At 37.3% G+C, this 20,369-nt stretch carries 24 protein-coding genes, 2 tRNA genes and 1 pseudogene; 15 read left to right on the forward strand and 12 right to left on the reverse strand.

Annotated features, from left to right (window positions below; translation table 11 throughout):
- The first annotated feature begins 1 nt into the window (after position 1).
- The 7 genes from L950_RS03125 (at position 2) to L950_RS03140 (ending at position 3,365) form a co-directional block, all read left to right on the forward strand.
- Positions 2-382: a hypothetical protein gene (locus L950_RS03125; protein ID WP_156169509.1), complete on the forward strand. Its 381-nt coding sequence runs from the start codon at positions 2-4 to the stop codon at positions 380-382.
- Between the two features lie 255 nt (positions 383-637).
- Positions 638-877 (forward strand): heterodisulfide reductase-related iron-sulfur binding cluster, encoded by a 240-nt coding sequence (locus tag L950_RS31730; protein ID WP_231576809.1) that lies wholly within the window; start codon positions 638-640, stop codon positions 875-877.
- An 11-nt stretch (positions 878-888) separates the two neighbouring features.
- Positions 889-1,380, forward strand: coding sequence for a (Fe-S)-binding protein (locus L950_RS03130; RefSeq protein WP_021189259.1), 492 nt, complete (start codon positions 889-891; stop codon positions 1,378-1,380).
- Positions 1,381-1,392: 12 nt separating this feature from the next.
- Positions 1,393-1,938: an LUD domain-containing protein gene (locus L950_RS34900; protein ID WP_197086207.1), complete on the forward strand. Its 546-nt coding sequence runs from the start codon at positions 1,393-1,395 to the stop codon at positions 1,936-1,938.
- Between the two features lie 8 nt (positions 1,939-1,946).
- Positions 1,947-2,438 (forward strand): LUD domain-containing protein, encoded by a 492-nt coding sequence (locus L950_RS34905; protein WP_021189260.1) that lies wholly within the window; start codon positions 1,947-1,949, stop codon positions 2,436-2,438.
- On the forward strand, positions 2,422-2,775 hold the full coding sequence (locus L950_RS29320) for a lactate utilisation protein LutB domain-containing protein (RefSeq protein WP_197086208.1): 354 nt from the start codon (positions 2,422-2,424) through the stop codon (positions 2,773-2,775). The genes L950_RS34905 and L950_RS29320 overlap by 17 nt, the downstream gene beginning before the upstream one ends.
- Positions 2,772-3,365: a lactate utilization protein C gene (locus L950_RS03140; RefSeq protein ID WP_021189262.1), complete on the forward strand. Its 594-nt coding sequence runs from the start codon at positions 2,772-2,774 to the stop codon at positions 3,363-3,365. Before L950_RS29320 ends, L950_RS03140 begins: the two co-directional genes overlap by 4 nt.
- Positions 3,366-3,496: 131 nt before the next feature.
- Here the strand turns inward: L950_RS03140 and L950_RS31745 are convergent, their stop codons facing one another.
- The 3 genes from L950_RS31745 to L950_RS31755 all read right to left on the reverse strand — a co-directional run bounded on the left by L950_RS31745 (position 3,497) and on the right by L950_RS31755 (position 6,644).
- Positions 3,497-4,603, reverse strand: coding sequence for a S41 family peptidase (locus L950_RS31745; protein WP_231576810.1), 1,107 nt, complete (start codon positions 4,601-4,603; stop codon positions 3,497-3,499).
- Between the two features lie 89 nt (positions 4,604-4,692).
- Positions 4,693-5,529, reverse strand: coding sequence for a hypothetical protein (locus L950_RS31750; RefSeq protein WP_231576811.1), 837 nt, complete (start codon positions 5,527-5,529; stop codon positions 4,693-4,695).
- Positions 5,530-5,555: 26 nt separating this feature from the next.
- Positions 5,556-6,644, reverse strand: a complete 1,089-nt coding sequence (locus tag L950_RS31755; protein WP_231576812.1) for a hypothetical protein — start codon at positions 6,642-6,644, stop codon at positions 5,556-5,558.
- A gap of 280 nt (positions 6,645-6,924) precedes the next feature.
- On the opposite strand from L950_RS31755, the gene L950_RS03150 reads away from it, so the two are divergent.
- Positions 6,925-8,103 carry an MFS transporter gene (locus L950_RS03150; RefSeq protein WP_021189263.1) on the forward strand — a complete coding sequence of 393 codons (1,179 nt, stop codon included), beginning with the start codon at positions 6,925-6,927 and terminating at the stop codon, positions 8,101-8,103.
- A gap of 90 nt (positions 8,104-8,193) precedes the next feature.
- Here L950_RS03150 and L950_RS03155 read toward each other — a convergent pair.
- A tRNA-Arg gene (locus tag L950_RS03155) sits at positions 8,194-8,265 on the reverse strand.
- Positions 8,266-8,357: 92 nt separating this feature from the next.
- A tRNA-Tyr gene (locus tag L950_RS03160) sits at positions 8,358-8,438 on the reverse strand.
- 239 nt (positions 8,439-8,677) lie between these two features.
- Between L950_RS03160 and L950_RS03165 the strand changes: the two genes are divergently transcribed.
- From L950_RS03165 to L950_RS03190, 7 genes are all read left to right on the forward strand, one after another.
- The gene (locus tag L950_RS03165; protein ID WP_021189264.1) at positions 8,678-9,310 is read left to right on the forward strand and encodes a peroxiredoxin; all 633 of its coding nucleotides are present in this window, start codon (positions 8,678-8,680) and stop codon (positions 9,308-9,310) included.
- 98 nt (positions 9,311-9,408) lie between these two features.
- Positions 9,409-9,723 carry a thioredoxin family protein gene (locus L950_RS03170; protein WP_021189265.1) on the forward strand — a complete coding sequence of 105 codons (315 nt, stop codon included), beginning with the start codon at positions 9,409-9,411 and terminating at the stop codon, positions 9,721-9,723.
- The gene (locus tag L950_RS03175) at positions 9,704-9,958 is read left to right on the forward strand and encodes a DUF6952 family protein (protein ID WP_021189266.1); all 255 of its coding nucleotides are present in this window, start codon (positions 9,704-9,706) and stop codon (positions 9,956-9,958) included. The genes L950_RS03170 and L950_RS03175 overlap by 20 nt, the downstream gene beginning before the upstream one ends.
- Before the next feature lie 289 nt (positions 9,959-10,247).
- Complete coding sequence (locus L950_RS03180; protein ID WP_052764289.1) at positions 10,248-12,122, forward strand: PIG-L family deacetylase; 1,875 nt, start codon at positions 10,248-10,250, stop codon at positions 12,120-12,122.
- 182 nt (positions 12,123-12,304) lie between these two features.
- Complete coding sequence (locus L950_RS31760) at positions 12,305-12,700, forward strand: hypothetical protein (RefSeq protein ID WP_231576813.1); 396 nt, start codon at positions 12,305-12,307, stop codon at positions 12,698-12,700.
- A gap of 13 nt (positions 12,701-12,713) precedes the next feature.
- On the forward strand, positions 12,714-12,914 hold the full coding sequence (locus L950_RS03185; protein ID WP_021189267.1) for a hypothetical protein: 201 nt from the start codon (positions 12,714-12,716) through the stop codon (positions 12,912-12,914).
- A 105-nt stretch (positions 12,915-13,019) separates the two neighbouring features.
- Complete coding sequence (locus L950_RS03190; protein ID WP_021189268.1) at positions 13,020-14,720, forward strand: sodium:solute symporter; 1,701 nt, start codon at positions 13,020-13,022, stop codon at positions 14,718-14,720.
- 1 nt (position 14,721) lies between these two features.
- On the opposite strand, the gene L950_RS03195 is transcribed toward L950_RS03190, so the two are convergent.
- The 7 genes and pseudogenes from L950_RS03195 to folE form a co-directional block, all read right to left on the reverse strand.
- Positions 14,722-15,513 (reverse strand): N-acetylmuramoyl-L-alanine amidase, encoded by a 792-nt coding sequence (locus L950_RS03195; protein ID WP_231576814.1) that lies wholly within the window; start codon positions 15,511-15,513, stop codon positions 14,722-14,724.
- 80 nt (positions 15,514-15,593) lie between these two features.
- Positions 15,594-16,622, reverse strand: coding sequence for a DUF3078 domain-containing protein (locus L950_RS03200; protein ID WP_021189270.1), 1,029 nt, complete (start codon positions 16,620-16,622; stop codon positions 15,594-15,596).
- 31 nt (positions 16,623-16,653) lie between these two features.
- Entirely contained in the window at positions 16,654-17,412 is a 759-nt protein-coding gene (locus tag L950_RS03205; protein ID WP_021189271.1) for a hypothetical protein, read from the reverse strand.
- A gap of 58 nt (positions 17,413-17,470) precedes the next feature.
- Entirely contained in the window at positions 17,471-18,109 is a 639-nt protein-coding gene (locus L950_RS03210) for a glucosaminidase domain-containing protein (RefSeq protein WP_021189272.1), read from the reverse strand.
- Between the two features lie 201 nt (positions 18,110-18,310).
- Positions 18,311-18,838 carry a glucosaminidase domain-containing protein gene (locus L950_RS03215; RefSeq protein ID WP_021189273.1) on the reverse strand — a complete coding sequence of 176 codons (528 nt, stop codon included), beginning with the start codon at positions 18,836-18,838 and terminating at the stop codon, positions 18,311-18,313.
- A 22-nt stretch (positions 18,839-18,860) separates the two neighbouring features.
- Positions 18,861-19,496 (reverse strand): O-methyltransferase, encoded by a 636-nt coding sequence (locus L950_RS03220; RefSeq protein WP_031287838.1) that lies wholly within the window; start codon positions 19,494-19,496, stop codon positions 18,861-18,863.
- A gap of 233 nt (positions 19,497-19,729) precedes the next feature.
- Positions 19,730-20,358, reverse strand: a pseudogene (folE, locus tag L950_RS03225) (GTP cyclohydrolase I FolE).
- Positions 20,359-20,369 lie beyond the last annotated feature (11 nt).

Consider the following 20,369-nt stretch of genomic DNA (forward strand, 5'->3'; position numbering starts at 1 on the left):
CATGTCCATTACATACAACGAACGTTTCTTTCTCTTGTTTGAGGATCTAAAGAAAAAAGGTGAATTAAAAACATACGTAGAACTTGGTAAATTAATCAATGAATCGAAAGTTGGAATCAATGATTTAAAAACCGAACGAAAAAAAGTGAGTATTCAGCATATTCATGATATGAAAATATCATACAATTATATCAATACAGACTACCTGATCGGAGCAAGTAATCAGCTATATTTATCGGCTAACGAAACCTCGCAATTAACCTCAGCGACAATTCCTGACAACTCTGGACAGCAAGAAACTATTCTAGCGCTCAAAGAAACGATCGAAGCAAAAAATGAAACGATCGCGGTTCTTAAAGCATTGCTCGCACAGAAAAAATAGATTCCTATTTTTTTAGCAAACAAGTAAAAAAGATAAGAGCTTTTTTATTTTGGAAAAAAGCTCTTTTAAGTTTTTCATCGTTTCTTAAAAATATTTGTGCATTGGCAAAAAATACAGATACCTTTTTCAATTGTTGCCAATAGTGTTTTATAAAAATTCAAGCAATTAAGTAATTTTATTGCTACTCCATGATAGTTAAGAACAGTAAATTCGAATTTTATTTGTAAACTTAGTCCATCAATTTAAATCAACAATATGCGTGTAGGATTATTTATTCCTTGTTATATCGATGCGATCTATCCCGAAGTAGGAATTGCAACACTAGAACTGTTGGAGCGCCTCGGAGTGGAAGTAGTAGTGCCATTAAATCAAACCTGTTGCGGCCAGCCGATGGGCAATGAAGGTGATCAAAAAATGCGGCTTCATCAGAGCAGCTTTTCTGCGATAATTTTGAAGGTTTTGATTACATCGTTGGTCCGGCAGGAAGCTGTGTAAAACACGTACGCATGCACTTCGATGCTATTCCACAAACCGAAAAAGTAAAGCATGTACGCAAAACAACTTACGAGCTTGTTGAGTTTCTAACAGATATATTAAAGGTTAAAGAGTTCCCTTGGGCTTCTTACAAACATAAAGTGGCCATTCATAATAGTTGCAGCGCTATACGGGGTTTACATATACAATCTCGCTCTGAGTGGCAAGAACCCTACTTTAATAAAACGGAGCAGCTATTAACGATGGTAGAGGGGGTGACCATTAAACAGATTACCCGCCCGGATGAGTGCTGTGGATTTGGGGGCACATTTTGTGTTACTGATGAAGCTGTCAGTGTCAAAATGGGGCAGGATAAAGTTGCTGATTACGTGAATCACGAAGTAGATTGTATCGTCTCACCTGATATGTCTTGCTTGATGCATCAGGAAGGGATTGCTAAACGCGGAAAAGCACCTTTAAAATTTGTACACATCGCTCAAGTTTTAAATAATGGTCCTTTTTAAAAGAAAATCAAAATGAGTAAAGTTAGAGTTGACCAAAATGCGGCAGATTTCATCTATATGGATGACATCCACCAGCCTACACACGATAAAAACTTATGGAATGCCCGCATGAAACGGGATCTTGCCGCATCTGGAATTCCTGAATGGGAGCAGATGCGTGATCTTGCTTCACAAATAAAAGAGCATACACTAACCCATCTGGACCAATATATAGAACAGTTTGTGACCGAAGCGACCAAACGTGGTGTAATTGTACATTTTGCGAAAGACGATATAGAACATAATCAAACCGTATACGACATATTAAAAAGTCACAATGCCACCAAAGTAGTCAAAAGTAAATCGATGCTCCAGGAGGAATGTGAAATGGGCGCTTTTCTTGAGGCTAGAGGTATCGAAATGATCGAAACAGATCTTGGCGAAAGGATACAACAACTTTCTGGGGAAATGCCAAGCCATATTGTCATGCCCGCTATTCATAAAACGACGGCAGATGTGGCTGAACTTTTGCAAGAACAATCGGTACGAATCCAGATGAGGATGATCCTACACAGTTAACAGAAGCTATGCGAAACAATGCTCGTCCTAAATTTTTGGAAGCGCATGCAGGTTTAACGGGAGCAAATTTTGCTATCGCAGAAACAGGTGCTTTTGTAGTCTGTACAAACGAAGGTAATGCCGACCTTACAGCAAGTATACCACCGTTACACATTGCCAGTATTGGAATTGAAAAAATTCTTCCCAAAACGAGAGATCTTGCCCTATTTATCCGTTTACTGTCACGCAGTGCTCTAGGCACTCCAGCCACTCGCTACACTTCTCATTTTATGGGACCTAGAGAAATAGGAACCGAAATGCATATTGTACTAACGGACAATGGAAGAAGCCGTCGTTTAGGAATGGAGGATTTCTGGAGATCCTTGAAATGTATTCGTTGTGGAGCATGTATGAATACCTGTCCGGTATACCGTAGAAGTGGGGGATTAGCATATGGAGCCACTTATTCGGGGCCGATCGGTATCATTATCGATCCGACTTTTGATGAATCAATTCAGTGAGCTTCCTTTCCACTCATCACTTTGCGGTTCTTGCTCTGAGGTTTGTCCAGTTCGGATTAATATTGCTGAGCAAATTGGGCTATGGAGACAGCGCATGGTCAATATCAATGAATCTTCCAAAGCACTTCACTATGCGTTTGGAGCGGTAGAAAAAGTATTTGCTAATCCCAAATTATTCCGATTGGCAGAGAAGGCGGCATACTATGGTATGAAGCTTACACCAAATTGGTTATTATATAACACCAAATTAAATGCTTGGGGTAAACACCGCGAATTGCCTGAAATTAAAAAAGAGACTTTCCGCGATTGGTATATTAAAAATAGATTGAAAAAATGAGTTCACTAGACGAAATATTAGCGGCTATCCGTCAAAATCTTCCTGCTCAAAAGGTTGCTTATCCTGAATTGCCATCTTTTGAAAAACAGGGAACTAATCTGAAAGATCAATTTAAAGTAAACCTTGGGCTTGCCGGAGGAGAAACCTATGACGTAGAAAGTATTGCAGAAGCGCAAGAAATCATGCTCAAAAACCTTCCTGATACACGGGTTAGTTGTTCCGCAGCCCCAGAATGGGAGGGGACCAAATCGCTTAATGCTATTGCACATCCTCGAGATCTAGACGACGTAGATTTAGGAATTATAAGAGCAGAATTTGGAGTGGCAGAAATGGGGATGATATGGCTTACTGAAAATTCATTGAAGGTAAACTCTCTGGGATTTCTATCACAGCATCTTGCTATATTACTTGATCCAGATGCGATTACAGAAAATATGCATACAGCTTACAGCGATATTGATTTTCAAGCCTCTACTTATGGTTGTTTTGTTATGGGCCCTTCAGCTACCGCAGATATTGGAGCTTACTTGGTACGCGGCGCACAGGGAGCACGAAGTTTGACTGTTTTCTTTATAAAAGAAACGAAATAGTCATTATTTTATCCTACTCTAATCTTGATTTCTAATGTTTATCATTAAAGAATAATTGAATAAAAATCAAGGTACTGTTCAAAAATAATAACCAGATTCATCTCTGAATCTGGTTTATTATTAAAAATTTCTTATTTCAAGTCTTTCAATATTTCTTGAACTGCGCGTTCCAGTTGCGGGTCTTTATCATTCGTACGATCTGCGATTGTATTTTTAACCACAATATCCGGTGCTACACCTGATAACTCTAAATCTTGACCAGCTAAAGTATAACATCCCCAGGCTGGCATGCGATAACTAGATCCGTCTACTAAACCTTTTGCTGATGTAAAGATAATCCAACGATAGGTTTCATTTCCAATAATCTTACCTAATTTTAATTCCTTAAATCCTGCTGCGGTCATTTCTGCATCGCTCAGAGATTGTTCATTTATCAAAAGTACAATAGGTTTCGATGCTGGTGCAAAATTACTTTGCGGAGCCCGCTGACCCCCACGATACTGCCACTTCAAATAAGGTCTTTGTGACAGAAAACGTAACACCTCATCGTGCACATTACCTCCTGTATTGTATCGCAGGTCCAAAATAATACCATCTTTATTATTCTCTTGCTCGGCCATATCGATCAAAAAGCGTTGCAACTCCGGTCCTCCCATATTTTTCATATGTGAATATGCAATTTTGCCATTACTCCATTGATCAACTTTCCCTCGATTGCCTTTCATCCATTCGTCATAAATCAGGTCCTTAAAAGCGGTACTGGTTAAGGGCCGAATAAAAACTGCAATTTCTTTACCGCCACGTAGTATAGTCAACTGTATTTCCTCTGCAAGGGACGGCCATGTAAAATACTGATCCCGATCTTCTTTAGGATTTACTTTATTTCCATTAACAGCCATGATCTCATCGCCTTCTTTCAGATCTACTCCTTTACGGGAAGCTGGACTGTTGTCTATAATCTGTGCTATTTGATAAGGATTATCCTGATTGAATAAAACACCAATTTCATTAGTTACGTCCCCAAATGGTTTGCGCTCTTCTGCTCCCATCGAACTAAAGCCCAAATGTGAAGAGTTTAGCTCTCCTAACATATCATTTAATAATATGCGTAAATCACTACGGTCATTAATACCAGAAAGATACGGTTCATACTTCTTCTTCATCGCCGTCCAATCGATACCGTGGAAAGTACTATCGTAATAGTTTTCTTCTAGCCCAGCCCAAGTCTCATAGAACATCTGCTTGAACTCATTTTCCAGAGCACGGTTAAATCTAAAATTGATTGTTACCGCATCGAGTTTATTTTGGTCAAGGTTATATTTTTGAATTATCCCTCTATTAAGGATAAAATACTTACCTCCAGATTCGATAAACTGGTTGATTCCGTTGTCAACAACTTTTTCGGTTTTAATAACTTCAAAAGGTTCATAGATTGTTCTGTATAATCCGTACTTTCCTTCGTGATTGGATGAAAAGAAAACATAGTTTTTTTCTCCTTTTGGATAGCAATGGGATCTGATTGCGTTCCAAAAGCAGGGCTTACTTGTTCAATACGGTCACGTAACCCTTTAACATCTATCGTAACCAGCACCTTTTTGTCGGTAGAAGAACTTGTTGCTTTTTCTTCTTTCTTATCCTTCGCCTTTGTTTTATTGTCATTCTTATTGTCCGTAATGGTGTCTTTCTTTACAGGCTGACTAAAGAGTTCATTGAATTTGCTAATGCGATAAGGTTCGTCAAAATTTTCCAATGCCATTCTAAAAATACTGGAGTTCTGCATGCCGGTAGGAAAGGACGGCTTTGTGCGGTTACTGGCAAAATAAATATATTTTCCATCTGGTGACCACGATGGGGAGGCTTCAGTGACACCAGTATTGGTCAGATTTGTTGTTTGACCTGAACCAATATGATGAACAAAAATATCTTGCTCAAAATTTCGAATAGCAGTAAAAAGAATATATTTCCCGTCTGGAGAAAAAGAGGGAGAGGAATTTTGAAATGCCCACAGTTCATCCTTAACAACAGTTTTACTATTTAAAGTTGTCAAATCTAAAAGACGTACTTCATCTCGCCCACTTAAATAAACAGCATGTGATTTATCAGCGTTGAAAGTTAACTCTCTATTATTGCGAAGATCTTGTGTCAACTGCTTTGGTTCGCCCAATCCGTCTGCGCTACGGGTGTACCAGTTCAGATAACCTTGATGGGTCTGACTGTAAGTAATGTTTTGTTATCCTTTAACCATTTCACCTCCATAATGCGCTGTCCCTGACTAGGCATCTGACGGATAAATTTACCTTCGCTATCGGAAACGAAGAGCTCGCCTCTCGATACAAATGCCATCTTTTTACCGTCAAGTGCTACATCAAAATAGCTGATGTTACCATTTACATTAAATTCCTTGCTCTTGCCTAATACCTGATTTCTGCTCAATGCGATAGTTGGCTGTGTAACCTTCTTTGATGCAACGTCGTATAAAAACAATTGATATCCTTTTTCAAAAACGATCTTTTTCCCGTTGGCAGCTACAGCAGGTCTCTTGATAGATTCCTTAAATGAAGTCAAAGCCACGGGTTTATCACCGCTCATCTGATACAGGTTATATTCGGCATTTCCTTGATCAGATACGAAATAGATCACACCATTCTGATCAACAGTAGGCCAGAAATCTTTACCATTGTAATCGGTATATTGCTTAAATGTTTTTGTTTTAGGATTATAAGATTTTATATCCGGATTGAATGCTCCTTTATATCGCTTACGGTTTGTTGAACTATATCCTTCCCAACTATCATTAAACAATAGTTCTCCAGATGGTGTGGTTACAACTTGACTTATATAATTGAAATAATGTGGAAATAGTCGCTTTGCAGTCCCCCCTGTAGCATCAACTTGATAACTACTCATCCGATTGTAGCGGGTTGATGTAAAATATAACGTTTTACTGTCCCAGCTCCAACTGTCCACTTCATCAGCACCATCGTGATGTGTAATTTGACGGATATCACCACCAGCTAAAGGCATGATATATACATCCATATTTCCATTCTGATTTGCTGAGAATGCAAGCTGTTTGCCGTCAGGCGATATCCGTGGATTGATTTCATTGCCCTCCATACCTGTTAATCTCACTGCAACCCCACCTTCACTTTCAACTTTCCACAGATCACCTTCAAAACTAAAAACAAGGACTTTTCCATCAGGACTTAAAGTCGGATGGGATAAAAATGTGGGTTGTTGCTGCGCAAAGCATGCATGGTTCCACCTAAGGCAAGACAAGTGCCCAATAACAATTTTCTAATCATACTTTTCAAGGAGGCTAATCGATTAAATACCTGTATGCCAAAGTTAATCAGCTACTCGTTAGAAAACAATGAAATAATCAATCGTTATTAAAAAAACCTACCCCAGCATTAAAAACAGTTTTCAATATCACGTGTTCTTTATCAATGTGCACCCATTAATTTTAATATTTTTTGCATAAATACCAAAAGATGAAACATCATCACTGTCATTATTAATTTCTTACATGTACCTTTGCTGACACATCATTACAACAATGAACGCATCCTTAACCTACTCTGAAGAAGAGCTTTACCAAAACCGTAATCGCATTCGGATTGCTGTATCCTTATTTTATTTTTGCCAGGGCCTGGCATTTGCTTCTTGGGCAAGCCGTATTCCAATTATCAAAGAACGTCTGAATCTTACAGAAGGTCAATTAGGCACAATTTTATTGATGCTTCCTGTCGGTCAACTGGTCACCATGGCGTTATCCGGGAAACTGGTTACCACTTACGGCAGTGCTAGAGTACTACGAATAGTCGCGATTATTTATGCCCTTATTTTATGTTTAATAGGTTTTGCACAAAACGCATGGGAGTTAGGAGCAATCTTATTTTTCTTTGGGGTAATTGGAAACATGTGCAACATAGCTGTCAATACACAGGGGGTTGCTGCAGAAAAGATTTTCAAAAAATCAATCATGTCATCTTTTCATGGAGCCTGGAGCATCGCGGGATTTACTGGTGCCCTCATCGGGTTACTCACTATGAATATAGCTATAGACACCGTTCCTCATTTTATCATTATTTTTGTTCTCATTGTGATTAATACGGCCATCAACTACCGTTACTTGATTCCTGGTGTCGCTACAGAGGCTAAAAAAACATCATTTTTTTCCAAACCGGAAAGCAGTTTAGTACAACTGGGTATCATCGGCTTTTTTAGCATGGCCACCGAGGGTGCTATGTTTGACTGGAGTGGCGTTTATTTTAAGGAAATAGTTCACGCTCCAGAACAATTTATTATTGTTGGTTATGCGTCTTTCATGGTCATGATGGCGCTGGGAAGATTTATTGGGGATGCGGTCATCAGTAGGCTCGGTAGAAAAAGAACCTTACAAATTAGCGGTATATTGATGTTTGTCGGCATGATGACCTCTGTTATATTCCCTCTTTTTTATATTAGCACATTGGCTTTTATGATGGTGGGTATTGGTGTTGCGTGCAATGTCCCGACGGTATATAGTGTTGCTGGCCAGAACAAAAAGGTTACTCCAGGGGTAGCCTTGGCGATGGTATCTAGCATTAGCTTTCTGGGCTTCTTAATGGGACCTCCTTTAATCGGCTATATTGCAGAGCTGACGAGTTTACGATATTCTTACGGTGTATTTGCTTTCTTCGGTATCCTCATGTTTATTATGGTAAGTAAACTGAAGGTTTTCAGGGAGGGGTAGCAGGTAAAAGAAAGATTATTCATTAACCATATGGCAGATGTGATAAAAAAAGAAAATGCGAGACTATTTAACAGTCTCGCATTTTTGTTGTAGCCCCAAGCAGAATCGAACTGCTATCTAATGTTTAGGAAACATCTATTCTATCCGTTGAACTACAGGGCCGACAAAGCGTATGCAAATATTTCAAATATATTGCTTAATCCCAAACTTATTTATTAAAATGTTACTGAAAAAAGAGGAGAGAAAAAATACTGTGGGGGGAGAAGGATTCGAACCTTCGAAACCGAAGTAACGGATTTACAGTCCGTCCCATTTGACCGCTCTGGAACCCCCCCAGTATAATTTGTTGACTTCTAAAGAATTAAGATTTATTGTATCTCAATTTCCTTGTGGAACGCTACAAAGGTAGAATTTTGTCTGATAAATGCAAAATTTATTTAAAATAAACCTATCGAGAAAACTTATTGTACCCTTAATGTAAAAATAGATTTTAACGATAGCTCATTGAAAAAATCAATACTTTTTTAACCTTATTTGAGGTATCTTTGTATCAACAAAAAAGAAAGATATTATTATGAGTTTCACAGGTAAAAGTTTTCCAAGCATCACAGTAGATGCAATCGATTATTTAGGCGATAATTTACAAATTAACGTTTTCGAAAAAGCAGTTCAAGAAGGTAAAAAAGTAGTATTGTTTTGGTACCCAAAAGATTTCACTTTTGTTTGCCCAACAGAATTACATGCTTTCCAAGAAGCTTTACCAGAATTTGAAAAACGTAATACAATCGTTATCGGTGCATCTTGTGATACAAACGAAGTTCACTTCGCTTGGTTAAATACAGCAAAAGATAACGGTGGTATCGAAGGCGTAACTTACCCAATTTTAGCAGATACTACACGTAACCTATCTTCTGTATTAGGTATTTTAGACATTAAAGAAGTAGAGCACCCTGAGTACGGTACTTTAGTTGAAGGTTCTGCAGTTTCTTACAGAGCTACTTATTTGATTGATGAAACAGGTCGCGTATTCCACGAATCTGTAAACGATATGCCATTAGGTCGTAACGTAAAAGAATATTTACGTTTAATCGATGCTTATGCTCACGTTCAGAATTTTGGTGAAGTATGTCCTGCTAACTGGGAAGAAGGAAAAGAAGCAATGCACGCAACTCGTGACGGTGTAGCTAGCTATTTAGCTGGTAACTAAAAACAATACTGAAAAGACTACATAGGTCTTTTTACAAAGGGGGTAATCCCTTACCCCCTTTGTTTATTCATCTTTCTCAATAAATAAACAAAAAAATCATGGTACAGGAATTAGAAAACGATAATTTACAAGAAATTGTAAACAGTAATGATATTGTAATGGTTCAATACGCCGCTACTTGGTGTGGTAACTGCAAAATTATGAAACCGAAATTCAAAAAATTGGCGACTGAAAATGAAAATGTAACTTTCGTAATCGCTGATGCTGAAAAATTTCCGGAATCTAGAAAACTAGCAAATGTCAATAACTTGCCTACTTTTGCGGCTTTCAAGAATGGAAAATTGGTAAATCAAGTACAAACAAATAAATTTGACGCCTTAATCGACCTATTCAATGAAGCTTCCAGTAATTAAACATATCACCGAGTTTATCGAACAGAACGATGTTGACTATGTATTAGAGACCATCGAGACATTAGAATCCTTGGTAGAAGCTCCTTTAAAAGATGAAGAGCTTGATGTAATCGGTGAATTGATTTCAAATCTGTATGGTGCTGTCGAGGTTGATAAACTAATTAAAGAAGGAAATAGTAAAAAGGACGCTATGAATATGTTTATGAAACGTGTTTTAGGTTCAATTGATAAATAAATCTTTTAGCCTTTAGCAATAGCAATTACTGCAACAAGAACTTCATTTTTAATATGAATGTGTATAATCCGCTTTTTGTGGAAAACTTGTTCTCATTTAATGCTAAAGTCCAATAAAGATTGTACTATCTTTAGCGGTAATAAAGGTTACCACTTAAAGAATTTGCTATCCTGATGAACAAACTATAAAAGGGTAGATTTTAAGATAATATTTTAATTGTTAGAAACGGAAATTCTCCCTACAGAATTTCCGTTTTTTATTTAACCACAATATTAATTACCTTTAATCTATGTTAAAATCAATCCTATTTACCAACATATTCATTTGTTTAACCTTTCTGCCACAGGCTCAAGCTCAAAAGGTAACAAATAGCTGGAACAGTGCTGACATAAAATCAAAATTAGAAAAATTAAATGTTCTAGGGTCTGTTCTATATTTTGCAGCCCATCCGGATGACGAGAACACTAAATTAATAGCATGGTTAGCTCAGGAAAAACATTATAAAACGGGATATCTGTCCCTAACAAGGGGAGACGGGGGACAAAACTTAATCGGTACGGAACAGGGAGTAGAACTTGGTCTGATTAGGACACAGGAACTTTTAGCAGCAAGAAGAATCGATCAAGGAGAGCAGTTCTTTACTTCTGCTTTTGATTTTGGATTTTCTAAAACTTCGGAAGAGACCTTTAATTTTTGGGATAAAGAACAAGTACTTCGAGAAGCGGTGTGGATCATTCGAAAATTCCGACCTGATGTCATTATAACCCGATTCCCGCCTGATGCGAGAGGGGGACATGGTCATCACCAAGCTTCTGCAATATTAGCAAAAGAAGCATTTATTGCCGCTGGAGACCCAACACGGTTTCCAGAACAGTTAAAACAGGTCAAGCCATGGAAAGCAACTCGTTTGCTATGGAATACGTACAATTTTGGCAATCAAAATACGATTAGTGATGATCAAATACAGATGGAAATAGGCCAATACAATCCCTTGATAGGCAAATCCTATGGAGAAGTCGCTGCCGAAAGTAGGTCATCGCATAAAAGTCAGGGATTTGGAAGTGCTGCTCAGGTTGGAAAGTCTACAGAATATTTTGAATACATAGCAGGAGAAGCAACGAATAAAGATCTTTTCGAAAATATTGACGATACCTGGTCGAGAATACCTCATACCGCTGCCATCAGTACGAAAATAAAACAGATTAATGCTTCCTTTCAGCTCGACCACCCGGAAAAATCAATTCCTGACCTATTCGAAGCTCTTACACTGGTCAAGGCGATAGCGGATAACTACTGGAAAGAAATAAAAACAAATGAAATCAATGATTTAATCCTTGCCTGTGCTGGAGTAAGAATAGAAAGCATCGCAGCAAAGCCGCATTATGCTATTGAAGACACGATAAAGGTTACAAATCAACTGATTGTAAGAGCTGATGTTCCTACAATACAGGTTGCTAAGATCAATGGAAAAAACATCAATCAAAATCTCGAAAATAATACCCTAACAAGTTTTATTAGTTCTTACCCTGCGCGGTTTAGTACACAACCATACTGGTTGGATGCTCCAAATCTTATAGGTCGATTCCAATTCGCAGACTTTAATAAAACTGGAGCCCCTGAAAATCCAGACTATCCAGCTGTTGACTATGAACTGGTCATCAATGGAAAGGCGCTTAACTATAAAAAACCCATCCAATATAAATTTACAGATCCTGTTAGGGGAGAAATCTACAATCCTATCGTGATTTCACCAGCCATAACCGCATCTACGGACCAGACGATCGTACTAAGTCAAAATAACACCGCACAAAAGGTAAGGGTAACATTTATAAATGAAGGCAGTACAAAAAATAGAACAGAAAATGTTTCTCCTGTTGTCAACAAAAATTGGATCGTAACTCCAAATCTGGTTAAGCTCGAATATTCAGAAAACCAGCAACAAATAAGTCAGGAATTTAGCGTTCAGGCACAAACCAAAGATACACGCCTAGATACACTTTCCTTCCGTTATGGTTCAAATGAAAAAGTCAAAATAAACCGTGATATACATTATGACCATATACCAGCCATCACGTGGTTTCCTGATCTAACTGTAAAAGTCAGCAATCTGCAACTTCAAGTTCCTATCAAAAAGTTGGGTATCTGGTTGGAGCTGGAGATTTAATTCCTGAGTCTTTAAGAGCAATTGGTATTTCTGTAGATCTTCTGAATGAAACACAGGCTCTGCATCAAAATCTCGCACAATATGATGCCGTCATAGTAGGAATAAGGGCTTTTAACGTCTTAAAATCGATTAATCAGATTAGTGCTAAACTAAATGAATATGTTAAAAATGGCGGTACAGTTTTGGAACAGTATAATGTAAACAACAAATTGCTCTCTAATCAATTTGGTCCATATCCATTCCGTTTAGGCAACAGTAGGGTGACGGAAGAACTTGCTGTAGTAAAATTTGATGAACAAAATCCAATTTTTAATTATCCAAATAAAATCATTAAATCTGATTTCGACAACTGGGTACAAGAACGGGGTCTGTATTTTGCGGAAGATATCGACAGTCGTTATCAAACACCTATACAGATGCAGGATAAAAATGAACCGCTTCACAATGGATCGCTATTGATTACTAACTATGGAAGTGGTAGATTTGTCTATACATCATTGTCATTTTTCAGACAATTGCCTGCAGGAGTTCCTGGAGCTTACAGATTATTTGTAAATTTGTTATCAAAATCAAAATAAAACATACAATTCAATGGAAAATCAAGTTGAAAACAATGCATGCGCACCTAATCCAAAAGGATTAATCGTATTAATCGGTGTGATATTTGGAGCTTTAATTTCATTCACTGCAAACGAGACTTTTTTAAGTATCATAGGTGGAGCTGTTGTTGGTTTAATTATCGCAGCTTTCTTCAATAGCTTCCTTTACGCTCAAACACCGCATGACAGATAGGGGAAATAATCCCTTAACACAAAAATGGAAGCGCTTTTATATTTTAGTAGCGTGTAGCCTGCTTGTGGTCATACTATTCCTTTATCTATTCACGAGCTATTTTTCATGAGTACGATTGATTGGATAGTTCTTATTCTGACTCTTTTGATTATTGTGCTGTATGGCATGTACAAAAGTAGAGGAATCAAAAATATTGATGGGTATTTACTTGGTAATCAATCCTTACCTTGGTACCATGTCGGACTTTCGGTGATGGCCACTCAGGCGAGTGCCATCACCTTTCTTTCTGCGCCAGGCCTGGCTTACAGTTCAGGAATGAGCTTCGTCCAGTTTTATTTCGGTCTTCCTTTGGCCATGATTGTACTCTGTATCACCTTTGTACCAATCTTTCATAAACTTCGCGTTTTTACAGCTTACGAATTTCTAGAGAAACGGTTTGATATTCGGACCCGTGGATTAACGGCTTTCTTGTTTTTGATCCAGCGCGGTATATCAACAGGCATCAGTATTTTTGCTCCGGCACTTATTATAGCCAGCATTTTACATATTAACCTTCCTCTCACCACGCTTTTAATTGGCAGTATCGTGGTGATCTATACGACATATGGTGGTACTAAAGCAGTTTCACACACGCAAATGCTCCAGATGGGCATCATATTTGGAGTGTTGCTTGTCGCCGGAATACTTGTTGTCAAACTCTTACCTACAGACATTGGTTTATATAAAGCGCTTCATATTGCAGGTAAATCTGGAAAAACAAATGCGATCGACTTTACATTTGACCTGAATAACCAGTATACTGTTTGGACAGGTATTATTGGTGGTTTCTTCCTACAGCTATCCTATTTTGGTACGGATCAAAGTCAGGTTGGCCGTTATCTAACGGGTTCATCTATTAAAGAAAGTAGACTTGGTCTACTTATGAATGGCTTACTCAAAATACCTATGCAATTTTGTATTCTGCTCATAGGCGTTCTTGTTTTTGTTTATTATCAATATCACACACCGCCAATCTTTTTCAACCAGGTTGAAGTAGATAAACTAAAACAAAGTGAATATAACAGCACTTATACAGCTCTGGAAAAGCAACAGGCTTTTATTAGTAATGAAAAGAAGGAAACAATACATCGCTTAACTAAAGCCATTGATGATGAGGATCAATCTACAATAGACGAAGCAAGGCTTACACTCAAGAATTCAAATGAAAAACTAAACGGTATCCGTACAGAAGTTGTCGCATTAATAAAGAAGAATAATCCCGCTGCCGAAACAAATGACAATAACTACATCTTTCTATCTTTTGTAAATAATACTTTCCCTAAGGGCTTAATAGGTCTACTTATCGCTGTTATCTTTCTTGCATCTATGGGATCTACAGCAAGTGCGATCAATTCTTTGGCTTCTACAAGCACCGTTGATATTTACAAGCGATTTATAAACCAAAATTCTAGCGATAAACAGGATCTATTCTGGTCACGTATATTCACACTTTTCTGGGGTGTATTTTCTATCGCTGTTGCCTTATATGCGAGTAGACTGGGCAATCTCCTAGAGGCGGTTAATATCCTAGGTTCATTATTTTATGGTACTATTTTGGGCATTTTTATTGTCGCCTTCTATATGAAGAGGATAGGAGGGAAAGCCGTGTTTTATGCTGCAATAATAACTGAAGTGATTATTTTTACGATCTGGAAAATGGATGTCATAGCCTTTTTATGGCTCAATGTCATTGGCTGTATCTCGGTCATGTTCATCGCTTACTTATTAGAAAACTTGATACCAAAAAAAAGCCATTCAATCGAATAGCTTAATAATTTTGATATAGATTATAAAGAATACTTTTATCATAAATCGTGAGTTCTGGGCTCACATCGTTGACAACAAACTTCCTTTTAAATGCAATAATTGCCGCTTTCAAATTGCGTGTATCGTAACCAATGATTCTCAAGGCATCAATTGGGTTGAAGGTTTCTGGGGCTGTTACCAATTCTGCAGGATTATACCATATACCAAAACCGCGATCTGCCAATTTCCAAGGGAAAAATACACTTGGATCATTTTTACGAGCTGGAGCAATATCAGCATGACCAATGAAATTTGCTGCGGGAATACCGTAATTAGCTTTTAATGTATCCAAGACAACCATTAACGCTTCAATCTGGGCATCTGGAAATGCTTCCTTTCCATTATTATCCAGTTCTATTCCAATGGAGATCGAATTCATATCTGTAATCGTTCCCCACTTGGAAAGTCCCGCATGCCAACCTCTTACATAATCATTGAGCATCTGAACGATTACACCATTACGGCTAATCACATAATGTGAACTTACCTTTGTGTGCTCTACCTGAAATGTTCTGATGGTTTGATCCAGACTATTCTGTGCTGTATGATGGATAATAACGTAGTTTGGTTTGCGCACATCATAGTGTATGGCCGTTTCCTGACGTATATTAGCATGTATACCGGCCTTTCCCAATGTCCATACTTTGTGCTCTCCCAGGCTTAATTTGGGAACGGTATCGTGTACGATCACCTTTTGGATGATCGTATCTATCTTTATAGGTACAATTTGCTCTATAGATCCCTTTTTAGCCATGCCTGACTTACTCTTACATCCAATAATGGATAGAGCAAAACAAAGTATAAACGGAATCCAAAGATTTTTTTTTTCAAACATTATCGAGGTAACCTATAAACCAATCCTAATGCCAATGATTCACTTAACTGAACTTTTGAGATCACATCCGTATCATAAACTAAAATTCCGTTTAAGTTTACATTGATCGCTCGCGATACTTTAGCTGTCACTGTGACATCCAAACGATGTGAAGGGTCCGTTACTTTTTTATAATTCGCAAATAAATTATAACGTGCTTTCACATTCAATTTATCTGTAAAATTTTTATCCATATTTCCGGTGATCTGAAAAGCGAGGTCATTTTGAACAGTTTTACCTCCTTCAACACCATACCTTACTTGATCTTTATCAATTGGTGCACGATCTGGATATTTCTGACTATATTGCTCAACCGTTAGGGGTTTAATACGGTTATCCAAAATCAGAGTTTGGCGTGCAGTACCTGTACCAAAACGAATCGAATAAGAAGCGCTTGGCTTGTATTCAAAACCCAGCGATTCGGTTATGTACGCAGGAGCCATAAAAGCATTCTCGATATAATCAATGGTATCTTTACCGTCAACTTGTTTATATTTATAACCTGCATCAAATTGAGATTCAAAGGTTAATGAAGTATAAAGTGCCCATTTAGCAGACAATTTATAAGACAATTTATTATCCCAAAAAATACGGTCGTTATTTTTCTTCGCGATTTGTTTATTATTTTTAATCTTACCATATCGCAAATCGATCTCAGTTACAAAATTGAAATTGTCTCTGGTATAATCTGATTTATGATTTGCAATTAATCCGACGGCTGTTGATCCAACTCCACCACCTTTCCAGTCGCCATTAAAGGCTGCCTGATTAATATTTACTCCAAAACTGGTCCAATGCTTCCAATAATCAACTTGTAATTCTAATTTGGGCACTACTGGACGAATATTTTTTAAGGAGATATTTTCTTGTTTATTCTCCGAAATGACTGAATCTGGCTTTACTCTAAGGTCTTTCAAATTAACCTGAGCGCTAACCGTACCGCACGATAAGCCAATAATTAATAAGGCAAATAAGGATTGTAACTTCATATCAAGCAACGCTTTTTTTTCTTTTCTTAATTTAAGGTACTAAAATAGGATTTATTGTTGGTAATGGCTCAATAAAATATCGAGAAGGATTTTTTTGATACTTTTCATAACACTCTTTAATATAATTTGTCAGTTCATATTGTGTGCAACTAATGATGAAAAAGTAACTTGGTTTAAAGATCCGTCTAAATTTATTAAGCTCTTCTCCTTCTAAACCTGTTGTACGACTCACCAGTTGTTCTGAAAACTTATACTCGATAACATTATCTTTATAATCGCTCTCAATCAATTTCTTTAATCGTTTTGCATTTTTAGCTTCTCTGCTAAACAGACTATAAATGGAGTTGATACTGAGCCCTGCACCATTTTGCCCTACTGAAAACAGATCTCCTGGATCAGAAAGCCGAAAGGCTTTCTCATAATCATTTCTTGCCTTTTTTAAAATCTCATCCGGATCTTTCTTTGCAACTACAGAAACTTCATCAATATAAATCGATTCACGCTTCAAATGGAACAGTATAACAGGAGAGGTATTTACAATGACGGTATCAGGATAGTATTCTCGAGAAGTCGCGATCAATGCATCTCCTTTGTCGGCCATAATCGAAAATTCTCCCTTACTATTGTTAAAGACTTCTTCGTTGGTCCTACTGTTGCGGATTGTTACTTTTGATATACGTTGTTTGGTATTAAAATCAGAAACAATACCCTCTATACGCTTTTGTGCAAAAGCATCGGGTGCTAGTGCAAACAAAAGAATGAGTATTACGATATTTTGCAGAGTCTTCACTCTCGTAAAACTACGTTTTAGCTTATCAAAATAGAAATATTTAACATCTTTTGATGATTTACTTTGAAATTACCAATAGCTGCCCGATGGCTAAGTTTGTGTCAGTCAAGCCATTTAACTCTTTTATTTGATCAACAGTGATACCGTATTGTTTACTCAACGAGTATAATGTGTCTTTCCCTTGTACTTCATGAATACGCATTGCTACAGGACTCTTGATTTGCTCTGTTTGTACCACAGGAGCTTCGACTGCATTGTGTACAATCTCCAGCTCAACAATAACTTCTCTTTTCTCCTTCTCAACACGAGTTTCCACACGGTCATATTGGTAGAGTTCGTACCGTTCAATCATATCGATCAATAAATCTGGATATCGCGGGTTGGTGGCATAGCCTGCGGCTTTCAAACCTTTGGCCCAGCCTTTATAATCGTTCTTATTGAGCAAGAATAAATCGGAATAACGTTTACGCAACAAGAATTCAGAATGATCTCTAAAAGACTGTTCCGGACTTTCATAAACGCGAAAGCAGTCATTGATATTATCATCTGGGCGATTAATGGATTTTCCCTTCCATACACCTCCACATTTGATTCCAAAGTGATTATTGGCTACGGTAGCGAGATAGCTATTGCCATTTCCAGATTCTAATAATGCTTGTGCCAATTTGATACTCGCAGGAATACCGTACTTATTCATTTCTGAAATAGCAATATCTTTATATTTCTCAACATAAGCATTTCCTGAAACAGCTGGTCTTAACTTACTAGGACGATTGGAAGAGGTAGAGCCTTGATGATTTTTGCTTTTATAGACGGTGTTTTTTTTGGATGAGCATGAACTAAAAAAACAGTAAGGGCAAGTAGGATAAAAGCAATTTTTTTCATTGGATGAGTAGCATTACTTAGAAGCGGTGAGTTTCCTAGATATTGTGGTCGGATTTTTATCAAAACTATCTAAATCATACATTTCAATTGTTTTGATAACCTTAGCAGACCAATCTTTAGTTCTTGAATATCCTGCTTTTGCTAAAGCACCTACCCAAGCTTTGTAGTTTTGTCCTCGATTTTCCTCAAATAAGGGAGTCGTGGTTTTCTTTCTTTTAACCAACGATATAAAGTCATTATAAGAATCAAGTACTGATTTATAACCTTTATATGCTGAATTAATCACTTTGCTATTATTTTTTCCTTTAATACCGAAGTGATTATTTAAATTTTTTGCAATCTTACTATTTCCATGTGCACTTTCATGCATTGCAATAGCTAAAATTACTGATGCTGGAACACCATGTTCTTGCATCATCTCTTGTGCTACGGGGCTGTATTTATCAATATAAAATTGATTGCTTTGAGCCGATGCAGTAGCATAACTACTGACGATCAAAATTAATACAGCAACATAGTTTTTTAATGTTTTAAAATTCATAAAGAATCATTTAGTCCACTAATTACTTTTTGCGTAATACAAAAAGTCCATCTCGAATCGGCAATAAAACCTTTTCGATGCGCTGGTCCTGAGCTAATTGTTCATTCAAATCTATGATTTGCTTTGTTTGATTGTCTGGATTTTCATCTAATACTTTGCCTTTCCACAAGACATTATCGATTAAAATCAGCCCTCCAGACGGGACTCTATCTAAAATTAATTCGTAATAGTAATGATTACGTTTTTTATCAGCATCTATAAAAACCAGATCAAAGCTACCTTCGATCTTCGGAATTACTTCTGCAGCATCACCAATATGATAGTTAATTTGGGATGCATATTCAGATCTGTCAAAATACCCCTGTACACGCTCCTCCTGTTCTGCATTAACATCTACCGTATGTAAAATCCCTTTTTTAGACAAGCCTTCTGCAAGGCATAAAGTAGCATATCCAGTAAACGTACCGATTTCCAAAATAGTATTTGGAGTAGCTAATTTACTAAGCATAGCAAGCACCCTTCCTTGGTAATGTCCGGATAACATATGAGGCATTGTTTCCTTCAAATAGGTCTCCCTATTGACGCTTTTTAGCAACGGATTTTCTTCGTCACATGTGCGCTCTAAGTAAGATTCTAAATGCTCATTACAAATGTCCATAACAACAAAATTACTGAACATGATTTATAATCAGAAAAAATAAAACACAAATCACTAACTATCAAGTAATTAATATTTGATCCAATGTTACACAAAAATTATCATATGCCTTTATGAAGCATAACGACACTTTTGAAAAATCATGATTTTTTAAATTCTTTGAATTTTTCAAGAAAAAAAAGTCCAATCTTCATCGTAAGATTGGACTTTAAATTTTAGTGCTTTTTATTGAATTACGTCAAGTTTGCAGTAATTAGTTTTAAGAATTCCGAACGCGTTACATCGTTTTGAAAAGCTCCTGTAAATGCCGATGTTGTAGTGACAGAATTTTGCTTCTGAATGCCTCGCATAGCCATACACATATGCTTACATTCGATCACCACAGCCACACCCTTTGCTCCTAAGGTTTCTTGAATACAGTCACGGATTTCATTGGTAAGACGTTCTTGAACTTGTAGTCGACGTGCAAAGATATCTACAACGCGTGGAATTTTGCTCAATCCGACGATATGACCATTGGGAATATAAGCAATATGCGCTTTACCAAAGAATGGCAACATATGGTGTTCGCACATCGAATACACTTCAATATCCTTCACCACAACCATCTGACTATAGTCTTCCTCAAACATAGCACCTTGTAATACTTTAGCAGGATCAATATCATATCCATGAGTTAAAAACTGCAAAGCTTTTGCTACACGTTCTGGTGTTTTCAATAATCCCTCACGATTCGGATCTTCTCCTAGAGATTCTAAAATATCTGTATAATGAGCGGCAATACGACCAACTTTTCTTGATTATATTGATCAATTTTCACGTAGCCGTCTAACTCTTCTTCTTCAAATGAGTGATTACTCATAGTAATTAAAT

This window comes from Sphingobacterium sp. IITKGP-BTPF85, assembly GCF_001006065.1.
Classification (GTDB): Bacteria; Bacteroidota; Bacteroidia; order Sphingobacteriales; family Sphingobacteriaceae; genus Sphingobacterium; species Sphingobacterium anhuiense.

Coding starts and splice junctions, on each gene's coding strand:
- L950_RS03125 (WP_156169509.1), top strand. CDS start 2: ATGTCCATTACATACAACGAACGTTTCTTTCTCTTGTTTGAGGATCTA.
- L950_RS31730 (WP_231576809.1), top strand. CDS start 638: ATGCGTGTAGGATTATTTATTCCTTGTTATATCGATGCGATCTATCCC.
- L950_RS03130 (WP_021189259.1), top strand. CDS start 889: ATGCACTTCGATGCTATTCCACAAACCGAAAAAGTAAAGCATGTACGC.
- L950_RS34900 (WP_197086207.1), top strand. CDS start 1,393: ATGAGTAAAGTTAGAGTTGACCAAAATGCGGCAGATTTCATCTATATG.
- L950_RS34905 (WP_021189260.1), top strand. CDS start 1,947: ATGCGAAACAATGCTCGTCCTAAATTTTTGGAAGCGCATGCAGGTTTA.
- L950_RS29320 (WP_197086208.1), top strand. CDS start 2,422: ATGAATCAATTCAGTGAGCTTCCTTTCCACTCATCACTTTGCGGTTCT.
- L950_RS03140 (WP_021189262.1), top strand. CDS start 2,772: ATGAGTTCACTAGACGAAATATTAGCGGCTATCCGTCAAAATCTTCCT.
- L950_RS31745 (WP_231576810.1), bottom strand. CDS start 4,603: ATGTTCTATGAGACTTGGGCTGGGCTAGAAGAAAACTATTACGATAGT.
- L950_RS03150 (WP_021189263.1), top strand. CDS start 6,925: ATGAACGCATCCTTAACCTACTCTGAAGAAGAGCTTTACCAAAACCGT.
- L950_RS03165 (WP_021189264.1), top strand. CDS start 8,678: ATGAGTTTCACAGGTAAAAGTTTTCCAAGCATCACAGTAGATGCAATC.
- L950_RS03170 (WP_021189265.1), top strand. CDS start 9,409: ATGGTACAGGAATTAGAAAACGATAATTTACAAGAAATTGTAAACAGT.
- L950_RS03175 (WP_021189266.1), top strand. CDS start 9,704: ATGAAGCTTCCAGTAATTAAACATATCACCGAGTTTATCGAACAGAAC.
- L950_RS03180 (WP_052764289.1), top strand. CDS start 10,248: ATGTTAAAATCAATCCTATTTACCAACATATTCATTTGTTTAACCTTT.
- L950_RS03185 (WP_021189267.1), top strand. CDS start 12,714: ATGGAAAATCAAGTTGAAAACAATGCATGCGCACCTAATCCAAAAGGA.
- L950_RS03190 (WP_021189268.1), top strand. CDS start 13,020: ATGAGTACGATTGATTGGATAGTTCTTATTCTGACTCTTTTGATTATT.
- L950_RS03195 (WP_231576814.1), bottom strand. CDS start 15,513: ATGGCTAAAAAGGGATCTATAGAGCAAATTGTACCTATAAAGATAGAT.
- L950_RS03200 (WP_021189270.1), bottom strand. CDS start 16,622: ATGAAGTTACAATCCTTATTTGCCTTATTAATTATTGGCTTATCGTGC.
- L950_RS03210 (WP_021189272.1), bottom strand. CDS start 18,109: ATGAATAAGTACGGTATTCCTGCGAGTATCAAATTGGCACAAGCATTA.
- L950_RS03215 (WP_021189273.1), bottom strand. CDS start 18,838: ATGAATTTTAAAACATTAAAAAACTATGTTGCTGTATTAATTTTGATC.
- L950_RS03220 (WP_031287838.1), bottom strand. CDS start 19,496: ATGGACATTTGTAATGAGCATTTAGAATCTTACTTAGAGCGCACATGT.